The organism is Psychromicrobium lacuslunae (assembly GCF_000950575.1).
Classification (GTDB): domain Bacteria; phylum Actinomycetota; class Actinomycetes; order Actinomycetales; family Micrococcaceae; genus Renibacterium; species Renibacterium lacuslunae.
This window is the reverse complement of sequence record NZ_CP011005.1, coordinates 3,080,933-3,103,446: the sequence shown is the minus strand read 5'-3', so window position 1 is coordinate 3,103,446 and position 22,514 is coordinate 3,080,933. Positions and strand designations below refer to the sequence as shown.

General features: G+C 58.6%; 27 protein-coding genes. 1 reads left to right on the top strand and 26 read right to left on the bottom strand.

Translation table 11 applies throughout. The annotated features are described in order from the left end of the window. Positions 1–141: a hypothetical protein gene (locus tag UM93_RS17865; RefSeq protein WP_199921763.1), complete on the top strand. Its 141-nt coding sequence runs from the start codon at positions 1–3 to the stop codon at positions 139–141. Positions 142–266: 125 nt separating this feature from the next. On the opposite strand, the gene UM93_RS14670 is transcribed toward UM93_RS17865, so the two are convergent. The 26 genes from UM93_RS14670 to UM93_RS14550 all read right to left on the bottom strand — a co-directional run bounded on the left by UM93_RS14670 (position 267) and on the right by UM93_RS14550 (position 22,408). Next, complete coding sequence (locus UM93_RS14670) at positions 267–530, bottom strand: hypothetical protein (RefSeq protein ID WP_045076280.1); 264 nt, start codon at positions 528–530, stop codon at positions 267–269. Between the two features lie 151 nt (positions 531–681). Continuing rightward, positions 682–1,638: a GH25 family lysozyme gene (locus tag UM93_RS17300; protein WP_052663824.1), complete on the bottom strand. Its 957-nt coding sequence runs from the start codon at positions 1,636–1,638 to the stop codon at positions 682–684. Further along, positions 1,635–2,330, bottom strand: coding sequence for a collagen-like domain-containing protein (locus UM93_RS17295; protein WP_052663823.1), 696 nt, complete (start codon positions 2,328–2,330; stop codon positions 1,635–1,637). The genes UM93_RS17300 and UM93_RS17295 overlap by 4 nt, the downstream gene beginning before the upstream one ends. Next, positions 2,323–2,592 (bottom strand): hypothetical protein, encoded by a 270-nt coding sequence (locus UM93_RS14655; protein ID WP_045076279.1) that lies wholly within the window; start codon positions 2,590–2,592, stop codon positions 2,323–2,325. Before UM93_RS14655 ends, UM93_RS17295 begins: the two co-directional genes overlap by 8 nt. Positions 2,593–2,611: 19 nt before the next feature. Further along, positions 2,612–4,960 (bottom strand): sialidase family protein, encoded by a 2,349-nt coding sequence (locus UM93_RS17290; protein ID WP_052663822.1) that lies wholly within the window; start codon positions 4,958–4,960, stop codon positions 2,612–2,614. A 10-nt stretch (positions 4,961–4,970) separates the two neighbouring features. After that, positions 4,971–5,711, bottom strand: coding sequence for a hypothetical protein (locus UM93_RS14645; protein ID WP_045076278.1), 741 nt, complete (start codon positions 5,709–5,711; stop codon positions 4,971–4,973). Beyond that, positions 5,712–6,827: a hypothetical protein gene (locus UM93_RS14640; RefSeq protein ID WP_045076277.1), complete on the bottom strand. Its 1,116-nt coding sequence runs from the start codon at positions 6,825–6,827 to the stop codon at positions 5,712–5,714. It lies immediately after the preceding gene. Then, positions 6,827–7,648: a hypothetical protein gene (locus tag UM93_RS14635; RefSeq protein WP_045076276.1), complete on the bottom strand. Its 822-nt coding sequence runs from the start codon at positions 7,646–7,648 to the stop codon at positions 6,827–6,829. The genes UM93_RS14640 and UM93_RS14635 overlap by 1 nt, the downstream gene beginning before the upstream one ends. Positions 7,649–7,658: 10 nt before the next feature. Beyond that, positions 7,659–8,525, bottom strand: a complete 867-nt coding sequence (locus UM93_RS14630; protein WP_045076275.1) for a phage tail family protein — start codon at positions 8,523–8,525, stop codon at positions 7,659–7,661. Further along, complete coding sequence (locus UM93_RS14625) at positions 8,522–11,110, bottom strand: phage tail protein (RefSeq protein ID WP_045076274.1); 2,589 nt, start codon at positions 11,108–11,110, stop codon at positions 8,522–8,524. The genes UM93_RS14630 and UM93_RS14625 overlap by 4 nt, the downstream gene beginning before the upstream one ends. Positions 11,111–11,491: 381 nt before the next feature. Then, on the bottom strand, positions 11,492–11,791 hold the full coding sequence (locus tag UM93_RS14615) for a hypothetical protein (RefSeq protein ID WP_045076271.1): 300 nt from the start codon (positions 11,789–11,791) through the stop codon (positions 11,492–11,494). A gap of 88 nt (positions 11,792–11,879) precedes the next feature. Beyond that, positions 11,880–12,434 carry a phage tail tube protein gene (locus UM93_RS14610; RefSeq protein WP_045076270.1) on the bottom strand — a complete coding sequence of 185 codons (555 nt, stop codon included), beginning with the start codon at positions 12,432–12,434 and terminating at the stop codon, positions 11,880–11,882. Between the two features lie 38 nt (positions 12,435–12,472). Then, positions 12,473–12,883 (bottom strand): hypothetical protein, encoded by a 411-nt coding sequence (locus tag UM93_RS14605; RefSeq protein ID WP_045076269.1) that lies wholly within the window; start codon positions 12,881–12,883, stop codon positions 12,473–12,475. Beyond that, positions 12,873–13,130: a hypothetical protein gene (locus UM93_RS14600; protein ID WP_045076268.1), complete on the bottom strand. Its 258-nt coding sequence runs from the start codon at positions 13,128–13,130 to the stop codon at positions 12,873–12,875. The genes UM93_RS14605 and UM93_RS14600 overlap by 11 nt, the downstream gene beginning before the upstream one ends. Continuing rightward, positions 13,130–13,462 (bottom strand): hypothetical protein, encoded by a 333-nt coding sequence (locus UM93_RS14595; RefSeq protein ID WP_045076267.1) that lies wholly within the window; start codon positions 13,460–13,462, stop codon positions 13,130–13,132. Before UM93_RS14595 ends, UM93_RS14600 begins: the two co-directional genes overlap by 1 nt. Next, positions 13,462–13,872 (bottom strand): hypothetical protein, encoded by a 411-nt coding sequence (locus tag UM93_RS17285; RefSeq protein ID WP_157874168.1) that lies wholly within the window; start codon positions 13,870–13,872, stop codon positions 13,462–13,464. Before UM93_RS17285 ends, UM93_RS14595 begins: the two co-directional genes overlap by 1 nt. A gap of 70 nt (positions 13,873–13,942) precedes the next feature. Beyond that, complete coding sequence (locus UM93_RS17755; RefSeq protein WP_157874167.1) at positions 13,943–14,116, bottom strand: hypothetical protein; 174 nt, start codon at positions 14,114–14,116, stop codon at positions 13,943–13,945. 58 nt (positions 14,117–14,174) lie between these two features. Further along, positions 14,175–15,401, bottom strand: coding sequence for a phage major capsid protein (locus tag UM93_RS14585; RefSeq protein WP_045076266.1), 1,227 nt, complete (start codon positions 15,399–15,401; stop codon positions 14,175–14,177). Beyond that, positions 15,398–16,165 carry an HK97 family phage prohead protease gene (locus UM93_RS14580; RefSeq protein WP_045076265.1) on the bottom strand — a complete coding sequence of 256 codons (768 nt, stop codon included), beginning with the start codon at positions 16,163–16,165 and terminating at the stop codon, positions 15,398–15,400. The genes UM93_RS14585 and UM93_RS14580 overlap by 4 nt, the downstream gene beginning before the upstream one ends. Before the next feature lie 64 nt (positions 16,166–16,229). Next, positions 16,230–18,191 carry a phage portal protein gene (locus tag UM93_RS17280; protein WP_052663820.1) on the bottom strand — a complete coding sequence of 654 codons (1,962 nt, stop codon included), beginning with the start codon at positions 18,189–18,191 and terminating at the stop codon, positions 16,230–16,232. Then, on the bottom strand, positions 18,191–19,579 hold the full coding sequence (locus UM93_RS14570) for a terminase large subunit domain-containing protein (protein WP_267884346.1): 1,389 nt from the start codon (positions 19,577–19,579) through the stop codon (positions 18,191–18,193). The genes UM93_RS17280 and UM93_RS14570 overlap by 1 nt, the downstream gene beginning before the upstream one ends. 181 nt (positions 19,580–19,760) lie before the next feature. Further along, a complete protein-coding gene (locus tag UM93_RS14565; RefSeq protein WP_157874164.1) occupies positions 19,761–20,102 on the bottom strand; it encodes a terminase small subunit in 342 nt (113 codons plus the stop codon). 602 nt (positions 20,103–20,704) lie between these two features. Next, positions 20,705–21,301: a DUF7341 domain-containing protein gene (locus UM93_RS14560; protein ID WP_045076263.1), complete on the bottom strand. Its 597-nt coding sequence runs from the start codon at positions 21,299–21,301 to the stop codon at positions 20,705–20,707. Beyond that, positions 21,298–21,474 (bottom strand): hypothetical protein, encoded by a 177-nt coding sequence (locus UM93_RS17750; protein WP_157874163.1) that lies wholly within the window; start codon positions 21,472–21,474, stop codon positions 21,298–21,300. The genes UM93_RS14560 and UM93_RS17750 overlap by 4 nt, the downstream gene beginning before the upstream one ends. A gap of 275 nt (positions 21,475–21,749) precedes the next feature. Continuing rightward, entirely contained in the window at positions 21,750–22,058 is a 309-nt protein-coding gene (locus UM93_RS14555) for a hypothetical protein (protein ID WP_157874162.1), read from the bottom strand. A 62-nt stretch (positions 22,059–22,120) separates the two neighbouring features. Then, positions 22,121–22,408, bottom strand: coding sequence for a hypothetical protein (locus tag UM93_RS14550; protein ID WP_045076260.1), 288 nt, complete (start codon positions 22,406–22,408; stop codon positions 22,121–22,123). Between the last annotated feature and the right edge of the window lie 106 nt (positions 22,409–22,514).

Here is a 22,514-nt window from a genome sequence, read left to right as displayed (position 1 = left end):
ATGAGAATTGAAGCGCTGATACGTCCTACCGAGACCCGTGCACTCGAAGCAGAGGCCGACGACTACGAGACCGCCCTGTCCGCTGTGGAGGCCCAAGTACCCGACGGCTGGCAGATGATCCAGATTCGCAGGGCTAAGTAGCCATCTGGCCGCCTGCCGCCTACCGGGTTACTCACACACTCCGTAGGCGGCAGGTCTCTTAACGACGAAAAGCGGCCTCACCAATCCGCAAAGAATGGTGAGGCCGCTTTCACGTTTAGGAATTGCTATTGCTTGGGTGTTGCGCCGATGCCAATCTTGGTCAAGAACTCATTCACGACCGGTATGGCCATGACTCGAGTAATACCCCCGGTGACGAGTAGCACGGCTCCTGCTACGCCGGATGCTGCGGCAGGGTCGTGGTTGGTCGCTGCTTGGTAGATCAGCGGCGCGCCAGCGATAAGCGGCAGTATCAGTGCTAGACCTGTGCGAAAAGCTGTGCGCCAGGGGAAACGAGTTTGGGTAGGTTTGAGGGCTTCGTGATCGCCCATAGTTGCTCCTTAGAAGGGCAGGAAGGCAGTCAAGCCTTCGGTGAATGATTGAACCAAAGAAGCTGCGACGAACATCACCGCTGCAAAAATGACAAACACGGCTACCCAGCAGCCGCAGATAAGAGCAACCAGTACAACTGCTCTGGTAGCCCTACTGGGCTTCGGGTTGCGACTTGTCATTGACATTGACATCGACGGTCACCACAGACTCGGCCAGGGCCGCTGCGGCACCCTCCTTAGCCCACTGGGTGATCTCCTCCTGGGTGAACGTGGCACCCTGCTTTTGTGCTAGCTGGGTCACCATCTCATTGAGGACATTGAGCTTGGCGTGAGACTGGCCGTGCCAAATCTGATTCTGCCGAGCGTTCGCATTCACAGCTACAGCAAGGTTGTTCAGTTTGGAGTGGGTGAGGCCTTGCTGGCGTTGTATTTCGTCGTATTGTGCCACAGTAAAAAGCTCCTTCGGGGTTGGCTGGGTTGATCCTTGTTTTCTGGTGTAGGCGTCCCAGGCTGCTCGGTCGCCGGTGAAGATGTTGAGGTCGAGAGCGCCATTCCAGCCGGGCAGGCGTCCCGTGGCCGTGTATTGCCACAGTGCTGCTGACGGCCAGTGCACGAGGTGCGGCGGGGCAGAGAGTGCTCCGTATCCTTGAGCGCCGGAGGAAGGGTACTGCGCGATCCAGAGCGCGTAATCAGCGGCAACAACCGGGGACCAGTCGTAGGAGTTCTCAGCCGCCTGATTCATGTAAATCACTGGGCGCACACCGGTAGCAGCGTAGACGGTGTCGAGCCACGTTTTGGCCCAGCCCACATCTGCGACGTTGTCGCCCTCCCAGTCCAGCACGAGCATGGCTTCGCCGTGATAGCCCTTGGTTTGGGTCAGGAAGTGATTAGCTTCGCTGGTGGCGCTGCCCTGGTAACCGGCTTCGTGGGCGAAATGGTAGATCCCGCGCGGCTTGCCTAATGCTTTGGCTTGCTGGAATTGTGCGTCGCAGCCTTGGCTGACAAAACCGGTACCGCCTGTCGCTTTGATGATGACAAAGTCAGCAGGGACGGCGGCCAGATTAATCCCAGCCTGCCACCCTGAAATATCGATCCCATTCAGGCTCATGAGGTTCCTCCTGTCGGTGTAGTGGTCGGTGGTGTTTGGAGGACGCAGGCAATGTCTGTTGAACCAGGGGCGACGGGCGTGCAGAGCTGTTTGCTGCCGTCTGCGGCGGTGATTGTGATGCTTGATACCGGGTCGCCCTTCGGGCCCTGCGGGCCTGCCGGGCCTTGTGGACCTTGCGGGCCTTCTTTGCCGGGTGCGCCTTCTTTTCCTTGCGGACCCTCAGCTCCGGGTGCACCTGGTGCGCCGTCCACACCTGCCGGGCCTTGCGGCCCAGTAATGGTTTGACCAGCCACGCCGGGTTTACCATCTGGGCCAGGCTTGCCAGCGACTCCTTGGGGGCCGTCTTCACCTGCTGGCCCTTGTGGGCCTTCGAAGCCGCGCGGGCCTTGTGGGCCTTGGGCTCCGGCGACGGGCGGTGGCGTGTCTTGACCGGTTTGCTGTTTCACCTCGGATGCGACCTGGCACAAGTTTTTGCCCTGCTGATCTTGGACGATGAGTCCCTGCTTGCAGAGCTCCAGGGTACGGGTTGAGACTTCTTGGGCTTTGACCCGGTCGGCCTGCGCTTGGGCCAGTGCAGCGTCTTTCTGTCCGATCACGGCGGCGTTTTGATATAGCAGTCCACCGAGTAGCAGAATGACAAGAACGAGCAGTAGATACCCGATCAGGCTTCTTTTCCGCTCTAATTTAGTCATCGATCACGCCCTCTTTCGGTGGTTTTGGGTTCCGGTTCGGGTAGCGGCAGTCCATGAGAGCTTCATAAAGTTCACGATTCGCCGCTTCGAGTTCACTGATCCTGGAGTCCTTACTGGCGATAATGCCCGTTTTCTCGCCCCGCAAATCCTTCGAAGTGCGGAGGTACCAGATAGCGCACGCACCAATGACGACGATGATGAATCCGAAGACCCCCAACTGCGCGAACAGCCCACCGAGAGTCGTGCTAACCAGTCCGTCCACATGTATGTCCCTCCCTGGGTTAGCTGAGTAGTCCGCCGCGTCGGCGGGCGATGAAGTTCCGCACCAGGTGCACCGGGCCGGTGGCCGCGACGCCGGTTCTCAAGCCGACCCATGTTTGGCCTTGCAGGCTGGAGTCGGTGACGACAATGACTTGAATGTCTTCGATGTAGCAGCGGACGTTCCCGCCGACGTTGACCACCTTGAGTTTGTGGAAAACATTCGCCGGGGCCGACACGGCTGCGGTGCCGAGCTGGGTTGCGGTCCCACCGACGACTTTGTAGAGCCGGGCGTTGGCCCCGTTCGATTCGATGCCGAACATCAAATAGTTGTTGGCGTCTTGGACGCGGCAGAGCAGATAAACCCCTGACGCCCCGCCCCAAGCCACCTCAGCCTCTACCTCGTTATCGCCGGTGAGCGTGTTGGCATAGATGACATTGAAACCATCTGAGCGGTTGTCAAAAAGGGTGCCGCCGGAGATGACGGGGCCGGTACCGACCCAGTCAGTGCCGTTATCCGACTGCCCAATAGGCCCGTCAGCCCGATCAAACGCATCCGCGACAGCAACCGTGTTGGCGCGGTCAAGTGCTTTGTCGGCGAGCTTCGCTGCTGCGTCACCGTAGGGCGAGATCCCGCCGCCCTCAATCAGGTACCTCAAGGAAAGTTTCGAAATACTGGAACTCACCTCAACGGTGGTGGGGCAGAAGATTTGCCCCTTACCGACCTCGACCGGGCCTGAATAGGTCCAGAAGCCGGGGTTAGTGCGCTCCACCAGGTGCGGGGCCGTCCACGTCGCGCCGAGGTCTTGTGACACCCTCATCACACCGTGCTGAGCGACCTGCGCACCGGGCAGGTTCCGGTACACACAAATCAGCGTGTAATTCGAGGTGATCAGATTCGACGGTCGCCCCGAGCCCACGAAAGCGGGGGCCGGGTTCGTCCACGTCGTGCCGCCGTTGAGACTCTTGGTGATGCCGATCCGGTCCGCGTTCCCCCAGCGGAACATGATCACGACGTACTGGCCCTGAATGCTCGCGTAGGGCTCCTGGAAGTCGGTCCCGGCTTGGACGCCGTCAGCGAATTTCACTGGCGCACCCCAGGTGGTTCCGCCATTGGTGGACTTCGACCAAAACACGCTGTCCTTAGCATCGGAGGTGTTTTGCTTCCCATACCACGTCGCCAAAAGATTGCCATTGGGGAGGGTGATGATCGGTGCCGTGCCTGCACTGTACGGGTGCGGGTCAATCCTGATCTCGCTACCCCATGTCGCGCCCTGGTCTTGGGAGATCCGCAAGAAAAACCCTGCCGCATTCAGTGACGCGGTGCCCTTGATGTAGGTGACATAAAGGATTTTCTTATCCGGCGAGGTCGAGGTGGTGGGGTCACGCAAATCCACACCAGTTGTCGGGTCCGTGAAAATCGTGGTCGCCGCAGTCCAGGTCAATCCCTGATCCGATGAGTAGGCGGCCTTCACCACACCGTCACGGGCCGCAATATGGTCAGCACCTTCACGCCAGACCAGGAAAATCCGGCCATCAGCCAACACTGTCGCGGACGGAAACGCCGCATACTTGGAGTCGATGCCGGGCACGACACGGGTTTGCCCCACCCTGACCGTGCCGGTACCCGAGGACGGCAGGACCGTGGCCCCGGATTTGATCGCGTCAAACGCGGCTTTCTGCGCCACCGAAATCGGCTTATTGATGTCGGTGGTGTTGTCCACGTTGCTGAGCCCAACCAGGGCCTTGTCAGCGGTTGCCCATTCGGTCGTTGAGTTGTCGGATTTTCTCCGAAGGACCTGCAACGCTGCCCCGCCAGTGGGGACTCCTGCCCCGACCGGACCAGCATCGCCCTTATCGCCCTTGTCACCTTTCGGCAGGGTCAAGTTCAGGGTCTGGTTAGGTGGGTTACCGGTGATGCTCGCCCCAGCAGTCACACCACCAGTGACGGTACCAATGGCGAGTTGGTTGGCGGGGCCGGGCACGGTCGAATCAGCACCCGTATCCCCCTTATCCCCCTTGTCGCCTTTGGTGATAACCGCTGTTGGGCCTTGCTTGACGGCCAGCAGTTCAGAGAGTTGCCCGCCACTAGCGGGGACGTTGAAAACCATCGGCAACCGGGTTGTGCCTTGGGTTTGGTCGTCGCTGGTCGGCCAATCAATATCGAGCTGATACCAGCGCGCCGGATTCAACCCCTCGGTCGGGGTGAGATCCACACTGAACGAACCATCCCCGCCCGGTTTAATGATCTCTTTGCGCGGTGCCAGTAGCGTGCCTGCTTGGAATGATGCGCCGTCCATCCAGAACGTCAGCTTCACCCCTTCAATGGTTTGCGCGCCGAAGTCTTTGATATTGCCGGTAACGATAGCCAAGATAGGTCTCCTATTGTGGTGTTGCGAAAGTGTTAATGTCGGAGATCGTGCCGACGTGATCTGTTGAGCCGCCGTTCGGTCCAGCAGCAGCACCAGGGGCGAATTTCCACCGCACCCTGAGCCGATAAATGCCGGGCGGTACGATCACGTTTTTCATCATGGGTAAGGGCACTTGAGAGCCGCCGATAAACCCGTTCTGGTCAGTGTGCGAGACGGCTTGCACCGTCCCGGCGATCTGCACATCAGCGTCCGGGCCAGTGAGGTACATCTCAGCGAAGATCGTGGACTTGTAGCCATTGGCCTTGAATACCGCCGCGGTGGCTTGGAGGTTGATCCTGCCCGTCCGGCTCGTGAAAACGGGCGTGGAGACGATGAGTTGCCAATCCGATGCCGAACCACCCGAGGCAATCGTTTTCGTCAAAGTGCCCGGATACGCGCCGGTGGCTGAGCCGAAAGCCTGATCCGACAGTGGAACCATCTCCCCAGAGTTCGGGTCACGCAGCGACAAACCAATAGACGGGCCAACCAGCACTTGCAGCACATTGCCGGTGAAAACGGAAAGGTTATCGCCGGTGAGTTCGACCCGGTCGGGTCCGTCATTGGTGCGGATCGTCGCCCCAGTGACGACCATGCCGTCGATAGCCTCAGCCGCTAAACGGTCAGCACGGGACGCTTTGGCTTGCAGTACCTCAACCGCTTGGGCGAGGCGTGCCAGGGTTCCGGCGAAATCGGGAGGGTATTGGGTGCCCATTTAGCCCTCCTCAGCGTCGGTGGGTTCCTCAAACAAAAGTTGCGCGGTGTCTTTTTCGCCGCGTTTAGCGGGCTTGATCGTGTACCCGATACACCGGCGCACCTGGTCCAAGGTTGGGGTGCCGTCCTCCAAAGCTGGGTGCATCAAATCGACCAGCCGCACCCGCACATAAGCACCAAGAATGCCGGGATCGATCGCCTCCAGATCACACGTCACGTCCAGCAGCCTGGTGCTGCCGTTCATGGTGTCGCGTAAATGCGCGGCGTCGGCGTCGAGGTTCGCTTTGATACTCATGCCCTGACGGGTGACGGTCTTATCGGTGCGGAGCCCGCCAGCGGCCAGAATGTCGGTCGCGTCGAAAACATCCGACATGGGGGCGGGTACGTCGGTGCCACTGGAGCCTTCCGGTGCTTCACCACGTATCCGCCAGGACGTTGCCCCAGCGGTGCGGTCCCGCGTCTCCGTATAAGACCTAACAGCGGCGGCTGGGATGGTGTACCCGTTTGGGCGAGCCAGGGACGGGTAAGCCAGGATCAGGGTGCGTTGCCGCTCCCACGGCGTGCCGGTCACATCAATAACCCAGTCAAACCCGTCGGCACGGTTCGCCATCGTCGCCAGCATCGCACCCCATTTAGTGGAGTCCTCATCCTTGAAAGACAGCTGCCGTTTCACCCCGGATAACCCGCTATCAGGGATGGTCAGCCCAATATCGGAATCTGGCGTGCCCGTCGCTTCAATGACCATGCCGCGCGCCCACACGAACTGATCAGCAATCGATTCGTACTGGTTCCGGCGCGCTTCGCGCCGGTCAAGGTACCCCTCAAACGTGGCCCCGGCGAGAGTCACCGTGAGCTTTCCACCATCGGAGCTGATGGAGTCTTTATCGAGCAGCCCGCCCCACCAAATCAGATCGCCCTGCGCCAGATACATCGACAACGATGCTTCGGAGCCGACACAAGTCAGCAACCTGCGGGCAACATCTTCATTGGGGATTTCGATCTTGGCCGAAAGTTCACCAGCTTTGCCGATATATCGGGTCGCGGTCTCTACGTCGGCTTCGAACTGGCCCAGGGTTTCATCACCCCTGACGCGGGCGATGAATAGCCGCCAGGTCATTAGCCCTCCGCCGAGGTCGGGGTCATCTGAAACGCCTCAACGTCCACAGTGATCGTGAAGTTATTCGGTGCACCAGAAAGATTCTTTGACGTGAGCATGACCCACACCCCCTCAGTGGTGGCATCACGAACCGACACATCGAAGCGCTGCATGCCCGTAGGTAGGGAGCTGAGCGTCACCGACAGCAGCGGGGGCACGGTGAACCGTCCGACAGGGAAGCCAGCGAAGGCGTTGACGATCTGCTGACCCGAGGTCACCGTGACAGTGAGCTTTTGGGCGTGGGAGGCGTAGCGTTGCCCTGGACGCCACTGCCCCGGCAACCCATAAAGCTGTGCCGCTTTGTCCTGCACCGTCCACGACGTTGCCCCCGCTGGGACGGGGATTGTCCCCAACGACAGCGCACCAGCCGGGGTTAGCGGCGGTACCGGCGAGCCCGAAGCAGGGTAAGCACCGGGTAGGACGGTGATCACCGCTGAGGGAGTGCCCGCGCCACCGATTGCGTCCGGGTCAGTGACCTGGGCGATCAGCCGGTCAATGCGGTTCCGGGTCGCATCAGAGGTGCCGACGCTGAACGGCTCATCCTGGGTAATGGTTACCACGTACGCGCCCTGTGCGGTCGAAGCAGCAGGGACGACCATACGGCCTTGGGAAACGGTGCCGCTCATCCCCGACGTATTAGCCACCGTGCACCCGGAGGCCACCCCACCGACAACTGCGAGGCCGTTGCTTTGAACCATCGCCGCAAGAGCATTGCGATAAATCTGCCCGGTCACGCCGAAGCCCTGTGCCTGACCCTTCAGAGCGGAGACTACAAGAGACATAAAGTGCTCCTTAGATAATGGCGTCGCGCCAGTAAGCGGTCAGTGAAGCCTGGTCCGAACCGGTACCGTTCAGGGCCAGGGTTGATTCGCCCGGTGGAATGAAAAGATCCTCGATGAGTGCGCCCCGGATCGACCCGTACCGCGACGCCGAACCGTTCAGCACCACGGTCGAGGGCGCAGGCCGGATCACGAGGGTATCCCCGGCCTGGAGTGGGAACGCCACCCGATAAGCCCGGACCCGCTCCGGCGTATACAAGGTAAAAGCCGGGTCTTGAAGCGGACCCTTCAACTCGATGTTCAAGGGCGTGTCATACGTACCCTGATTCGTTAGTGTCGCCCGGTTACTGTACCCGCCCGTGTTCGCCGGGAAATCGAACGGCAAATCGAAATCAAAATCCAGGCCAGGCGGTGCCTGATAAGGGTGCAGGACTGCTTTGTGCTCCGACAGCGAGTAGCGGCGCGGGTCTTGAGCCTTCCACTGCAACGACACCGGCACGATATTCCCGAACCCAATAGGCAACGGGATGGATCGGCGGATGATCCTGGCGTTGACGAACTCGGGCCCGAACCCCTTATCCGTCAGCAACCGGCCAATCTGGTCAATGATCGGTGTGGCTCTGAGCAACGCCATCCGAAGCTCGTGGGTTTCTTGCTGGGTGTCTCCCACAATGTCCAGATCCAGGGTGACGGTGCGGGCAGTCGGCAAAAGCCTGCCATCCTGCCCGCCCGCCGACTGAGGATTAGCCGCCGAACCGTCATCAACCCCCGGATCGTCATCCCAGCCCTCAAGATTCTTCACGAAATACCCGGTACCGTCGCCCAGTTGAAGGCCGTTCCAGCTGACCCGGTACATGCCGGGTGTTGTTTGGTAGATCATGCGAACACCAAACCTCCCGCCTTCGCGCGTGCTTTGAACTCCAGCTCGTTCGCCACGTCGGCTGCTGTGTCGTCCTTCTGCACGTACTGGTTTTCGATGTGCACGAGAGGACTGTTGCGCTCTGACAGGCTCGCTGCGCCCAGCCCTCCGCCATACTCAGGCGCTGCTGGCCGGTAATGAGCGAGAGAAGGAAGCTTGGGCACTGTGACAAGGCTTCGGAGTGAAGCATCGACCTGAGCTACCCCGCCATCAATGCCTTCGACCAAACCGGCTGGGATCATCGCGCCGACCTCATCACGGAAAACGGTCGAGGGCGAATGGATCCCCAAAGCGGCTTTGAAAGGCTCCACAATCCAGCCCGGAATCATCCGAAGGAAGAAGTCGCCAATTCCGCGTAGCAGTGACCCAGCCCCGTCCAGGAGCCCCTGAATCATGTCCCGGCCAATATTCCACAGCGAGCTGCCGAGGCCACTCAGGAAGCCGAGGATCTGGCCTGGCATTTTCCGGAAGAAGTCGAGGAATCCGCCAATGAACCCGGACACACCGTTGGTGACGTTCCGCCACGTCGAGGCGAAGAAATTGCCTATAGCGCCAAGCACGTTGGACACAATTGACCGGGCAATGTTCAGCCCAGCACCGATGACCGAACCAACGATCTTAATAGCACCGGAGATCACGTTCACGATGGTGTTCCAGATCCCACCGAAAATGTTCTTGATCCCGGTCCACACCATCGACCAATTGCCCGAAATGATGCCGGTCACGACCTGGATCACGCCCTGGATGATCTGCATCACCGATGTGATGATTGAGGCGATCACCCCGAACACAGTGGTCACCACCGGCATGAGCGCATTAATGATCGGGATGAGCAAAGAAGCGATCTGTGTAATCAAAGGTGCAATCGCGGCGACGATGACGCCGAACAGGGTTGCGATAGGCGGCAGGACAGAACTCACCAGTTGCATTACCGGTGGGATGATCTTTTGGAACAGCCCAATCAGTGGCGGCAGGATTGCTGAGATGAGTGGACCAATCGCGCCGATAATGGTTGTGACGATTGAGGCCAAAGGCGGCAGGATCGAACTCACCAGGTTGGCCACCACCGGAATGAGCTGTGAGAACAGGCCCACCAGGGGCGGCAAGATCTGGCTGATCATCGGAGCGATAGCGGCCACAACCGAGCCGATCACTCCAGCCAGTGACCCGAGGGCTTGTCCGATGACGGGTACAAGGCTGGAGATCGCTGGCAGGATCGCCTGGAAGGCTTGTCCCAAACCGGTGGTGAGCGACTGGGCGACTTGCCCCAGTGCCGGGAGAACAGCCTTGAGTGCCGCACCCAGGGAGGTGGCCAGGGTCTGGCCGAGCTGGGAGAACATCGACCCTATTTGCGGCAGCAGCGGGGCTAGGGATTTGAAGATCAAACCCAGCGGCGACAGCGAAGAAGCTAGCTGGACGACTTGCGGGATGAGGGGGCCGAAGCTTTGCCCCAGCGTGCTGAAAACAGAACCAAGATTCAGACCAGTGAAGTAGCCTTTGATGTTGCTGAAGACTGCTCCTACCGCATCCCTGATGCTAAACAGCACGCCAACAATCTTCGAGTCCTCTTCAAGGCCGAGAGCCTTACGAAGACCGCCAGTGAAGTCGCCTTTAGTGAAGAGGGCAATCAATCCGGTGGTGATTGCGCCAATCCGGTCAGCCATCGCCTGGACATGACCGGCGAAGGCCAGCACCGGGGCACGCGCCGCTGAGAATCCACGGGCTATTAGTTGAATGACCGGGACCAGCACGGCGCGGCCAAGATTTCCGAAAGCGGTCAGTATTGGCAGCGCTGTGGACCCGACAGCCACCTTGAGTCCTTGCATGGACATGGTGAACTGGCGGATGGACGACTTCGACGCCCCAAAAATTTTCTGGTCAGTCTCATCCAGGACCAACCCCATTTTCCCGGCCTGCGCCGTCAGCTCAGCAATGCCCGCTGATCCTTTGTTCAGGAAGGGCAGGAGCGTAGCGCCGGAACGGCCAAAGAGCTGCATGGCGAGAGCGGTTTTTTGGGCACCGTCCGGCATGGCTTTGAACTTGTCAGACAGCGCGGGGAGGATCTCAGACATGGGCTTGACCTGCCCGGAAGCGTCCAGGAAGTTCGTGCCCAGGGTCTTGGCCATCGCGGCTGTTTTTGTGCCGTCCTGCGCAGCCTTACCCAGATTCTTGGAGAAGATCGTCATTGACGATTGGGCGGCGTTCACGTCAACACCGGAGAGTTGGATGGCTGCGCGCAGCCCCGAGAATTGCTGGACGGAGCCGCCCGCGATCCGACCGAAAGCGTTCACAGCACCCTGGTAAGACTGAAACTCTGCCACCGAGCCTTTGATGAACTTGCCGACGCTGAAGGCTGCCAAGGCACCGGCAACGGGGACTGCGAACTTCTTCAGCCCGCTAACAAAAGCACCACCGAGTGAACTGGAACCGGCCTGCCCGGCCTTCGCTGAGGCCGGGGCAAGCTGGTTCGTAATGCTCTGTTGAGCCCCCGGCATGGCCGGTATGAGGGTGATGAATGCCCGCGCAAGTTCAACGCCTGACGCCATTCTTGGCCTCCATCCATTCCTTCATGACGGCGAGATCTTGCGGTTCACCGCCGATCACACCTGTCTGCGCCCAGTTCTTTTCGAGTTCTTTGGGCTCGATCCGCTCTAGAGGCGGTTGCGGCCTTGGCAGTGGCTTCGGCCTGCGTCCCTTACCGCCACCCATCGCATGCGTGAGTAGTGCTAACTGGTCGAAGATGAGCGCCTGGATGTAGGTTTCTTCCGTCCAGGGAGTCCAGCCGGGTTGTGACCTTCTGAGTGCCGAATCATGCGGCCCCCACCTAATGGCCGCCCACACATCAGTCCACGAAACGTCGAAGCCGAGATCGTCTAGGCTGATCCCGGCTTGCAGTAGGTCGTAGCGAATGGCTGGGCGGTTTTCCTCTATGAGGCGGTAGAGGCCTCGGATTCCCCCAAGGACATTTCCGAAGCTTCTGACCACGCGTTGAAGAGCGCTTCGAGCTGGAAGATCTCGCCAAACTGTCCCAGCACTTCGGGGAGGTATTCAGCGAAAAGCTCGTTCATTGCTTGCGCCTGAGAGAGCGTTTCCATTTTGAGCAGCAGCTCAGGCTTCAGGAAGCTGAGCTTCGGGATTGAATGCACCTTTTTCGAACCCGGCATGGTGAACTCGAAACGGTTCTGCTTGTATCCAGCCTTAGAAGCTGGGACTTGAAAAACGGTCATTGCCTGGACCTTTCATAGTGGCTTGCCCGGACGGTTTGGTAGCGGCGGCGGGAAGGTCCGGGCAGGTAAAACCCGCCGCCGCTAGTTGTTAGGCCGCAGTGGTGTCTTCGATGAACAGGTAGGCTTTGTTACCTTCAGCATCGGGGGCGGCGGAGATGGTGATTTCGTAGCCGGAAGCGTCCTCATCGGTCCACTTCACTTCGCCAATGTCGGTGATCTTGCCGACCGGCACGACAACACGAATATCGAAATTGCCGTCGCGCATCTCGAAAGACCAGACACGGTTTTCCAACTCTTTCGAGTTGATCGAAACCTTGGTGAGCTTGCCAGTCACCGAAACGTTGTCCTTGTGGTAAACCTCGGCAAGGACGCCTTTAGTGGTTTCAATCAGCGTGAGTTTGTACTCAACGTCATGGCTGGTACGGATGACCTTTACCGTGTCGCCACCCCACGCCTTGATCTTGGCGCTGTCGGTGGCGATGGTCTGACTCAGGCCATCGTCGGAGACGTAGCCGAGACCGCCGAACGGTTCAGGTAGGGCGGTCGCTGCGGTGGTAGGTAGAGTGGTGCCGATATCAGCGACGTAGACGCCGCCAGTAGATTTCGGCTTTCCTACAAGAACTTTGGTGGCGTCGTTCGCCATGATTACCCCTCGTGGTCGTTGCCCGGACCTTGAAAGGGTTAGAGACTGATTTGTTTGCCCCGCACGCCAATCTGATAGGTGGCGATGTAGCGGGTCTGGGAGGTGAGCGGGTCAGGGAAGTTGGCTGGTGCGGCGAACTCATCCACCCGGTAGAACTGCACATCGTCTACTTGGTCGATGCGGTGAATGAACCCGCGACAAAGCTGTGCGATATCCTCGGCAGTCACCTCGTCATCGGCGTAAGCTTCGACAGTAATTTGCGCCCGGTCGTAGATAACGTTCTGACGCGCGCCCCCAGTGCGCAGCACACGAACAAACGCTCTCGGCCGCTTGACCGGGACCTTAGTCCCTGCCTTCACACCTGCTTGGTCGGTGAGCGCCAGCATGTTCGTCAAGTATTTGCAGAGAAGCTTCTCGATGTCGGGGAAGCGGATAATCTCAACGGCCACTGTCCACCGACCCTAGTAGTGAGTGATTGATGGCCTCGTCGCGTTTTGCTTCCGAAGTCTCGGTAGCAACGAACACCACAGGGCGACCTCCGCCATAGCCACCGCGAATCATCGTCACCTCGACACCATCACCGGCAGCAGAACGGATTCGCCCGCCGCGAGCGAGAAGGTCAGCGACCACAGCTGGATCAGCGAGTAAGGCTTTCGCCCCGGATGAGTTCATTTCGACTTTGAATTTCTGGGCCATTACCCCCTCCATTTCTTGAGGTAAATCACGGTGTGGTCAAGAACGCCGGTATCCCATCGCTCGGGTTCGCCGTCAATCTCGTACTCAACCCCTTGGTAAATCGCACGGTCGAGGGCCTGAACATCAGCCCCGGCTGGAGCGTGCACAGTGAACTGAATGAGCACACCGTTTCGGTTAGCTATGACCTCATCGGTTGCCCCTGGAGTGATGAGGCAGTTAGAAATCTCTAACGCCTGCGCCTTCGACCAATCCTGCGTCTCGTTGTCGTGACCGTCATCCACCAGCGGTGCTCGTAAACGAGTGAAGGATTGCCGCATGAGCGATGGGAGCATTACAACCTCCCAGTCAAGCGGTACGGTTCGAGCATGGCCCGTTCGTGTTCCATGAGCACTGTTCCACCCGCGACCCCAGGGGCCACGGTCGCGTAAGTTATTGACACCTGCCCCGCTTGCTCGCGGGTAATCCCAGCAGGCGACGAACCGGCGCGAGCGGCAACGGAGCGGATGATTTCAACAACATCAGGCGCAGCGTCGAAACCGTGTTTGACAGTAAGGCGCACACCTCGGAGCCGGTTGGTCCAGCGGCCCGTCGCCCGAACAAATCCAGACTTAGACCATTCAAGTGTTTGAGCATCTAAGGTGACGCCATCAACCACGGCCGCCGTGATTTCCTTGACCATCAGGCTAGGTAGTTGCAGCGTGCATGAACCAGAGCCGTCGAGAATCATCTCTTCGGTGATCACTGGTGCTATGTGCCAACCGCAGTAGGCTCTCACGGCAGCTTCAGCGGCCTCTAGGCGTGATTGTTCAGTGTTAGCGCTTGGATCGGGAAGCAGGCTTGGGAGCGTCATCTGCCACCGCCTTATCCTCTGGCTTGACAGCCTTATGCACAGGCTTGTCGGCTTTGACTTCGTTAGCTCCCTGGGGAACTTCTTCGTCATCGAACTGGTACGTGGAACCGGCGTACTCGTACTCTTTCAATCCCATAATTTTTCCTTCCGTGGAGGACGTGTTGGGCTCCCTTTCGGGGAGCCCAACACATCGATTAGGCGGTTGGCGCGGCCAAGGACACCTTGACGAAAGCGGACGGGCGACGAACTGCCAACAGCAAACGGCGTTCAGCCCGGATGGTGATCCGGTTATTTGTGAAGTCGTCTTCGTTGGAGTTCGTAGCATCCACGCGGACGCCTCCCTTAGAGACGGTGCTGGCAGCCTGCTTGAACGAGCCGACCAGCGCAGTTCCCTGCGCAATGGCGGGGGTCACAACGGTTGGCAAACCCCAAACAGGGGGCTTCTCCAGGATGGCTCCACTGCCGTACTGTCCTGCGAAGAACCCGCCGCCGAAGTACTGGCCGTTAGCGTCCTTGGACAGGCGTAGTGCTTGATAGTCGAGCGGGTGCATGACGACACCATCCGCCGACAAGCCAGAGCCGGTTTCGACCTTGGTGGATGCCGAGAAAATCGCGTCAGCGACGCTCAGCGAGTTAGCAGTCGTGCCACGGTCCTGGGTCTGGATGCCGGACCGGTTCAGCAAACCGCGCAGATTGTTGCCGGTGCCACTGCCATTGAGCAGCTGGTTTTCGATCATGAGCGCCAACTGGTACAGCAGACGTCCGTCGATAGCGGACTTCAAGAACGGCAGATCTTCCGCCAGCTCGTCAGATTCGCGAATCCAACCAGCAACCTTTTTCAACGCCTCAGTGACCGCAGTAGGGTCGCCGAAATGCAATTGCGGCTTCTGACCGTTTTCGTTGACCAACTCGAAGTCGCCCTCAACGAGAGCGTTCTCCACGAAGTAGGTCAAAGCAGCACCCGAAAGGGTTTCTGCACCGAGCAGATCCTCGATGGTCAACCGGCGACGTAACCCCGTAACAATGTTCTGATCAACCTGGGTCAGGATCGGTTTGGCCCACCCATCCGGACCGCCCGTCACCTGCGGGTCAGTTGCGGCCTTGTATTCGGGAGCGCTGATGTCGATCCGGGACTTACCGTTCGTGCTCTTCACTGCCACGAGCTGGTCCCCAGCGCTCTTGACGAACCAGTCCCCCAGGCTGGACGCCTTGACGCCGTCAACGGGCTCGACAGGTTCGCTACCGCTGAGCGAATCCAACAAGTCAGTTCCGCTCTTCACGGATGCCTCACGGGCCTTAGCGGCTTCAATGTCGGGCTGGATAGTGTCCAGCCGGGCGATCTGCTCAGGGGTGAGATTATCTTCCTTGGCGGCCTTGATCAGTGCTGCAAGTTCCGCCTTCAGTTCTGCGAGAGTTTTCACAGAAGTTCCTCCAATGCGAGAGTTTTCAGTGAGATCTCCAGCCCGCTGATATCGACGGACGCCTGAGCGGCAGGTTCCTGAGACTTGGCCGGTGAAGGCTCCTGGTCCGTGACCTGTTGGCTGGCGCTGGCCTTACCTTCGTCGCTGGTTGCTGCATCGAGCAGCGTTTTGAGTGCGGTTTTCGCCGCGTCGAGTGCGGTGATCGTGTTGTTCACGAGTTCCGCGTTTTTGGCCGATAAGACCCGGCCAGCCTTGACGCCGTTGATGGCACCAAGAAGTTCTGATTTGACCGATAAAAGCTCGGTGTCTTGGTTGGCCCCGACAAGGGTCGGCCCAACCTCGTACAACTTGAGGGCGCGCAGCTCGGTCGCTTTGACCCCGTCAATCTCGGTCGGGCCCGAGTCCATCACCGAGTAGGCGAAAGAAAACTGGGTAACCCTGCGTCCCTTGAGGAGTTTGTACACTTGGGCGGCTTTGGGATTATCTAGATCCAGCTGAGCCTTGACGAGTAAACCCGTGTCGGTTTCGGATGCCTCGGTGACCGTGCCAATGTGCGAAAACGGATCGGGCGAGTCATGTGACCACACCACCGGGATCGGGTCTCCCTTGGTTGCCCAGTCAGCCAGGGTGGCAGCAAACGCACCCTTAGCGACCACGTCGCCGTAAGAGTCGATGTTGCCGAACACCGACACAATGGCCTCGAATGTTCCGTCACCGCTTACGCCGACCTCTTTGAATTGGGCGTCAATATTTTTTGTCAGCATCGCGCCCTCCTAAGGGCATAAAAAAAGACCCTCAAAGGGGTCTCGATCATTTGGGTTAGCTCGTTCAGGGAACAGTGATCTCCACGGTGCAGGTGCAGTTAGCCACACCCTCCGCACCAAGAACCGGATCTCCCGGCCAGTTCGCTCCGTTCGAGAACGACTCACCGGCCGGCACCGTCTCGCCGTCCATCGCGGCATGCTCAGGTCGGGGATTAGCAGCGTTGACGACCCAAGTTTTAGTTGACTCGGCAGATTGCTGCTGAGCTGCCTCCGTAACGGCAAACCCACTGAAAGTAGTGCTTAGCGTGGTTGAGATGGAATCTCCGCGCGCGTCCTCAGCATCGTCAAAAACGGACTCTGGTGATGTCAGCGGGTCGCCGTTCTCGTCTTCTCCCGGATCGGCGAGTGCCTTCTGTAACTGGGCCAGGGTGGTTGCGTTGATCATTCCGGCCCGTGACTTGGCGACCGCTTTCAGGAACGCAAGTGTCCGATCAACGTCGTACTCGTCCGGGTCATAACCAAGCTGCGCCAGGGCATCAGCGCCGACTTTGCTACTGACTGCTACCGCCGCCTTGAACAGGTCGTCACCGAGTTCCTTGTCCCACCGGTCGCCATCCCACCAAAGCGGGTTGTCTGACTTCGCGCTGAGCCTGGAGAGCACAACTGAGCGTTGGCGTTTAAAGAATTTCTTCACCACCGCCGCAGTGGCCGCTACCGATTCGCTATCACCGCCCGCCTTCAGCTTCGTCCGCCCTGTCTTAGCCAGGACTTGGGAACCTTTAGGTGCTGAGTCGCGAGGGGATGCTTGACCTCCCACTAAGACGTTTAGGGGTGTCACCAATTGCGCCGCTTCGCCACCTAGTGCAGGCATGTTCTCCAGACCGCGCGCCTCGTCCGCTGTCATCCACGGACGACCAACGGAAGAGGAAAGGACCGCCGCCTGCTCATCAAAGCTGGCTGCGAGTTTCGCCTTCACATTGAATTCCATGTACACGCCGGGACGCGGGTCGATCAGAGGTACGAGCTTGGCGTTGATGCGGTCCTGGATCATTTTCAGCCAGGGTCCGAGCGTTTCCCCGTAGAGCATTTTGCGAAACTCTCGCACGTTTGCGTAGGAGACCCCGCCAGTTGCGCCGAGCATTGCCGGGTTGATGTGCCATGCCCGAGCCACCGTTTCAACGGCTAGCTGGGTGGCTTCGAGCCATTGCTCTTCGCGGGCGTTGAACCGAGGCGTGCTGATGATCATGCCGTCTTCAAGAACAGGCATGCTGCCCTCTTTGCCGCCATTCGCACGGTAGGCGGTGAGGTCTTCCTTGAAGCGTTTAGCGCCGTCATCAGTCCATTTAGGGGCGTCCTTCGGTCGGGCAATGTATTGGCCGATCTGACCGCCGTTCTTCCAGATCGCTGCCCTAAACTTTTGCGCCGCGAGCTGCTCCGCGAGCATGTCTTTCAGGGAGACCACGACAGGAGATCCCCTGTCGGAATAATTCGGTGTCCAGCTACGGAAATGCAGCAGGTTCTTCAGAGGAATCTCGACAGGAGACGTTGCGCCGGGGGCGACGTACCTGATTACGAGCGACCCATCAACCTCGGAACCTGAGGCGACCTGGATACCCGAAACAGCCAATGGACGGATCTGCCACCCTGCACTGTTCTGAGCAACCACCCACCACGCCTCGTCATATAGAGCGATGTCTGAGACGAGGGAAACTTTCAGGTCATACCCCGTCATTGCAGGGTTCGGGTTCTCCAACAGAGCCGAAACAGGCGAATCATTGAGGCGCACACGGTCAGTGTCAGAGACCCTCTGATAGACCGGCCAGCCGAGCTGGCCAATGTTGCGGGCCAAGAAATCAACCACCGTGCGCACGTTGGTCTGGGTCGCCCACAGTTGTGCCGGGGACATCCGATTGACCTTCTCGAAAAGCTCGATCATTTCGTGCCACGTCGGTTGTGGATTCGGAATGGTCACAGTGTCATAAGTCACTGAACCGGCAGGCTTGCGGAACATGTCCAGAATTCCCACTAGACCACCACCAAACCTCTAGAGTTGTACGAACTAACTGGCTGATCAGCCTCACGAACAGATGCCATGTCGAGAGCCCACATCGCCTGTGCGCAAGCAATCAGCGGTGGAACATCGACCGGCGAATTCTTCCGATCCCACACCGAAACATCCCCCAGCGGACGCATAACACCATCCGCCGCAGCGGCATCAAGGACCGGCTGGGGAACATGGAAAACGGTCCGCGCCTTCACCGCATCGAAGAAGCGTCCGTGAGCTGCGCCAAGATTTGAACCTTCGCACCGAATGACCGGCACGCCCGCCGCTTCCAAATGCTCAATGAGCGAGGACGCTGGAGCGCCACGGCCCTGGATGACCACGGCCTCGGCACCGGTCGCAGCGAAGTTCTCCGACAGGAACGGAACAATCCACTCCGTGCCAGCGCGCTGCGAGATCACCTCAACGTGGCGGTTGTTGTCCGGGCGCAAACCGGCAGCGGAAATGTAGCCCATTTCCCGGTTATGTGAAACATCGACGGAAAGGAAAATCTTGGAATCTTCAGCAATTGAGGAATCCGGTTGCGATCCGCCCTCCCACACGCCCTGACCGAACACCGACTCCACGGCGGCTGTAACCCACTGGCACAGATTCTCGGTGCGGAAAACGTGTTCAGGGACGCCGTCCTCTCCCTGAGCGCCCACAAGAGCAGCTTTAGAAGCCAGCATGTCCTCGGTGACGTAGGCGATGCCGTGTTCGTCCTCGTGCCCCATTGACGGGTTGGCCTGAGCCCACCCTTCACGATCCCAAATGTCGCAACCCTCAGGCGCTGACCATTCAAAAATCCCTATCGTAGTGTCGTGGCCGTTCGCGAACTGCTCCGCGTCCATCAAGCCAGCAGTCACATAGCGATCCCACTCATCCAGACGATCCAACGCCTGCTTCCGCAAACCACGCAACACAGCAGACTTGCCCGTGCCAGCATTCGACACCGCTATCGTCTGCGAAGAGAAACGAGCATTTGTAGTGTTAGTCAGCGCAGACCAAGACTCCCAATCCCGCTGCTGACGCAACTCATCAAAAGCAAGATCCGTCGTAGACAGCCCACGACCGCCATCATCCGAAGCGGCCTCACACTTATAACGAGACCCATTCGTCAACTCCAAGTACTTGTTACCGTTCACCGCAGACTTATGCGCCACATAGCCTCGAACCCTGGAACGCTGCAAAGCCTTCGTCGTCAGATCAAGGATCTCCTCAGCCGCATTCAACTTATGCGCTGCACCAAGGATGAGCGGCGGCTCCACTTCCGGGCCATCCCACATCAGCATTCGCCACAACAAGCGCGTAGACATGATGAACGACTTGCCGTTCTGTCGAGCCACCAAAAGCAAAACAGTCTTGAACCGCAAAACCGGGAACTCATCCGAAGCGAACGAACCGAGCGCTAACTCAAGGGAGTGAATCAGAAACCACTTCTGCCAAGGGTGAAGGCGACGGCCAACAAGCTCAGCAGCCTCAATAGCCTCGAACCCAAGAGAAGTCTCAGGCGTCAACTCCCGCAAAGGCCGCGTCCACAACCTCGGCTCAGTTTTACCCAGCCTTGGCTTTCGCTTTCCGCTTCTGCTTGAGTTCGTCAACAGGATCAACCTCCACGGCCTTATCGCCCGTCAACGCCTTACGCGAACCAGGAGTCAACCCCAAAGCCTCGCAGTACCGCAAAAAAGTGGGAAGAGAAGTGTTGTCATTCGCCGGAACCTTCGGACGATCCCCCGACTCCGCCGCGTCCTCAAAAGCCCAGCCAACAATTACATCCCACGCGTCGATCTTTCGAGCCAACGAAAGCAACGCCTCAACGGCGGCGGCATCAACACCATCACGGTCAACATGAGGGGCAGCCTCAATAGCCTTTACGCACGACTCGAAAACAGACACAAGCACCCCTCCCTGCTGCTAGAATCCTGCGCGCGACCCCAGGCCCAAACACGCGGGGGGAGAGGACAGTTACTGGGGCGAACCTGGCCGGTGAAATCTTTTGTGAAGACGTGGACGCCCCTACCCTGCTGGGTTGGGTTTGTTGAACCAGTTTCGGGTTAGTGTTCCGAGTCCGTGAAGATCGGTGTGTTGTTTGTTTGATCGTTGACGGTTGCATCCGCGGTGGCTGTGGCGGAGGTTCGTTGGGTCTTCAGCGAATTGCGGGTGGGTTGACCTTGGGTAGAAGTGGTCTGGTTCCCAAACATCGTCGTTGGTTTGGTCTGTGATTGTGTAGTCGATGGGTTGTCCGCATAGCCAGCAGGGAGCGTTGGCTTCTTCGCCTTGTGCTCTGAACTGTGGCCGGATCTTTGTCTTCCATCGTCGGCTTGTCTGCCCATCACCAGCCATGCAGCCCCCTAGTTTGCCACCTGAGCGGTGGTTCACTTGCGCTTCGGGTTAAATGGGTGATGGCCCGGGAGCTTAGCTCTACCGGGCCATCAGTGTGATTGATTCTGGAGACAGCTGTGCTGGCTACTCAATAGTTTAAGTGTTCGATGAGCGGATTACAACTGTGTAGTTTTGTTCGTGTCGGCGGGTTCGTAGTCGGTTGCTTCTTTCAGATACCAGAGCTGTTCGCCTTCCCATTGGGTGAGGCAGACAGCGCATTGTGCTGTCAGATTTTGGATGGTGACGGCGAGGTTGATTTCTCCTTCAGCGTTGATGACCTGTCGTGCACCGCATTGGGGGCAACTGATTTTGAGTTCAATGGTTTTGGGCGGGTCGAGTAGTGCCCTGATTTGGGTGTTCCAGTGTTCGACGGTGCGGGCGGCTTGGGTGATGTCGTGGTCGTTGGTGAGTGCGAGGGACCAGGCCTGGATGATTGATTCGAGTGTGCCGGTGGTAATGCCTTTATGTGCTGCTTTGAGTTGTTGCGCTTTGTAGGAGATCCGCTGGTAAAGGTCGTGCGCTGCCGGGTTGATGGGTATTGGTGCGCTGTTCGCACCTGATGCGCCCCTGCCGCCGCTGCCTTTTACAGCCTCCCTTAGTTGGTTCAGTAGTGACGCTTCGGTGGTGAATGTCTTGGACCCGTCGTCCCGGATAATGGTGGCCGCGTGCGGTCGGGTGAGTTCGTGCACTAACTGGTTGAGTTTCGTCGTCATTTATCGAGTGTTCCCGTCGTGATGGTTTTGATCTGGGAACGGAACCCAGCAACGATTTTGAGGGGTGTGTGCGGGTCGATGTTGTGGGCTAGAGCTGTCTGGATGAATTGGTGCAGCTCACCTAGTGTCATGCCGTCGCTGGTCTCTGCGTAACGGGTGATCTGAATCGGCATTCGCGCCTCCTTGGTCCGGTGTGGCTGTGAGTTGTCGGCGTGCATTGTGCTCGCCCAAGGCTTTGAGGAAGCCGGAGAAGGTTGCGATCACGTAATCGGATAGGAAGACGAGAGCCTTCCCGGCGATTTCCACTATTGCGTTTACGGTGCTTGGAAGAGTGGCTACCTGGTTCGCTAGCTCGTTGACGGCTCGTTTGCGTTCACGCCGGAACCTGCGCCTGCCAGCTCGGTCTTTCATTTTCGGAAAGAACTCCGGCGTTCTTGGCGTCTGGCCCCTACTCATCCGGGCTTCCTTGCTCAAGTTTCCTGCGACGACGCACAAGGATGTTCCTGACAATGCTGCGAACTGAGGTCGCGATAACGAGGATGTTGAGCACCAGCCCGAGAGTGAACGCTATAGGTGACCGCTCAACAGTGTTGGAGATGTTGGCGAGAATTGCCCCAAACCATAAAGCCAGAGTTAGCCGCCAGTCGAACTGCTCCCGCGTGATCTGTTCGTATTTGCGGGCAACAAGAGCATGTGTTGTCAGGGCTGCTGCTAAGGCTACCGATAAGCAGAGCAGCGACGTTGCTAGTAATTCCATTGTTGCCTCCTTTTGGGCATGAAAAAGGACCGCCGATAGACGGTCCATGGTGTGCGGTGGTGTTACCTGGCTGTCGCTTGTTCGAGTTTGCGGAGTCGGACTTCGATCTGGTTGTGCCAGGCGTAGTGTGCATTCCCTCGCGCTTTTAGCCTGCCCGGGTTTCGATCTTCGAAGAGTTGTCCGCATAGGTTGCAGATGTCTACCCACCCGTTGACCGGGGGCCGGTAGAGTTCATCACGCATAATTGGTTCTTGTTGTCGTCTGATGGCTTCGGCGGTGATGGCTTGGACTTGTTCCACGGTTACGCCTGCTTCTTTCGCGGCGGCTAGCTCTTGGTTGATTTGGGCCATTTGTGTTCTCCTTGGTGGGGGTGTTCTGCTAGTGCCCAGTCAATGTTTTGCTGAATGGCAGCGAGTGTTCCCCACATTTTGGCGTCTCGGTTTGATCCCGCTTTGA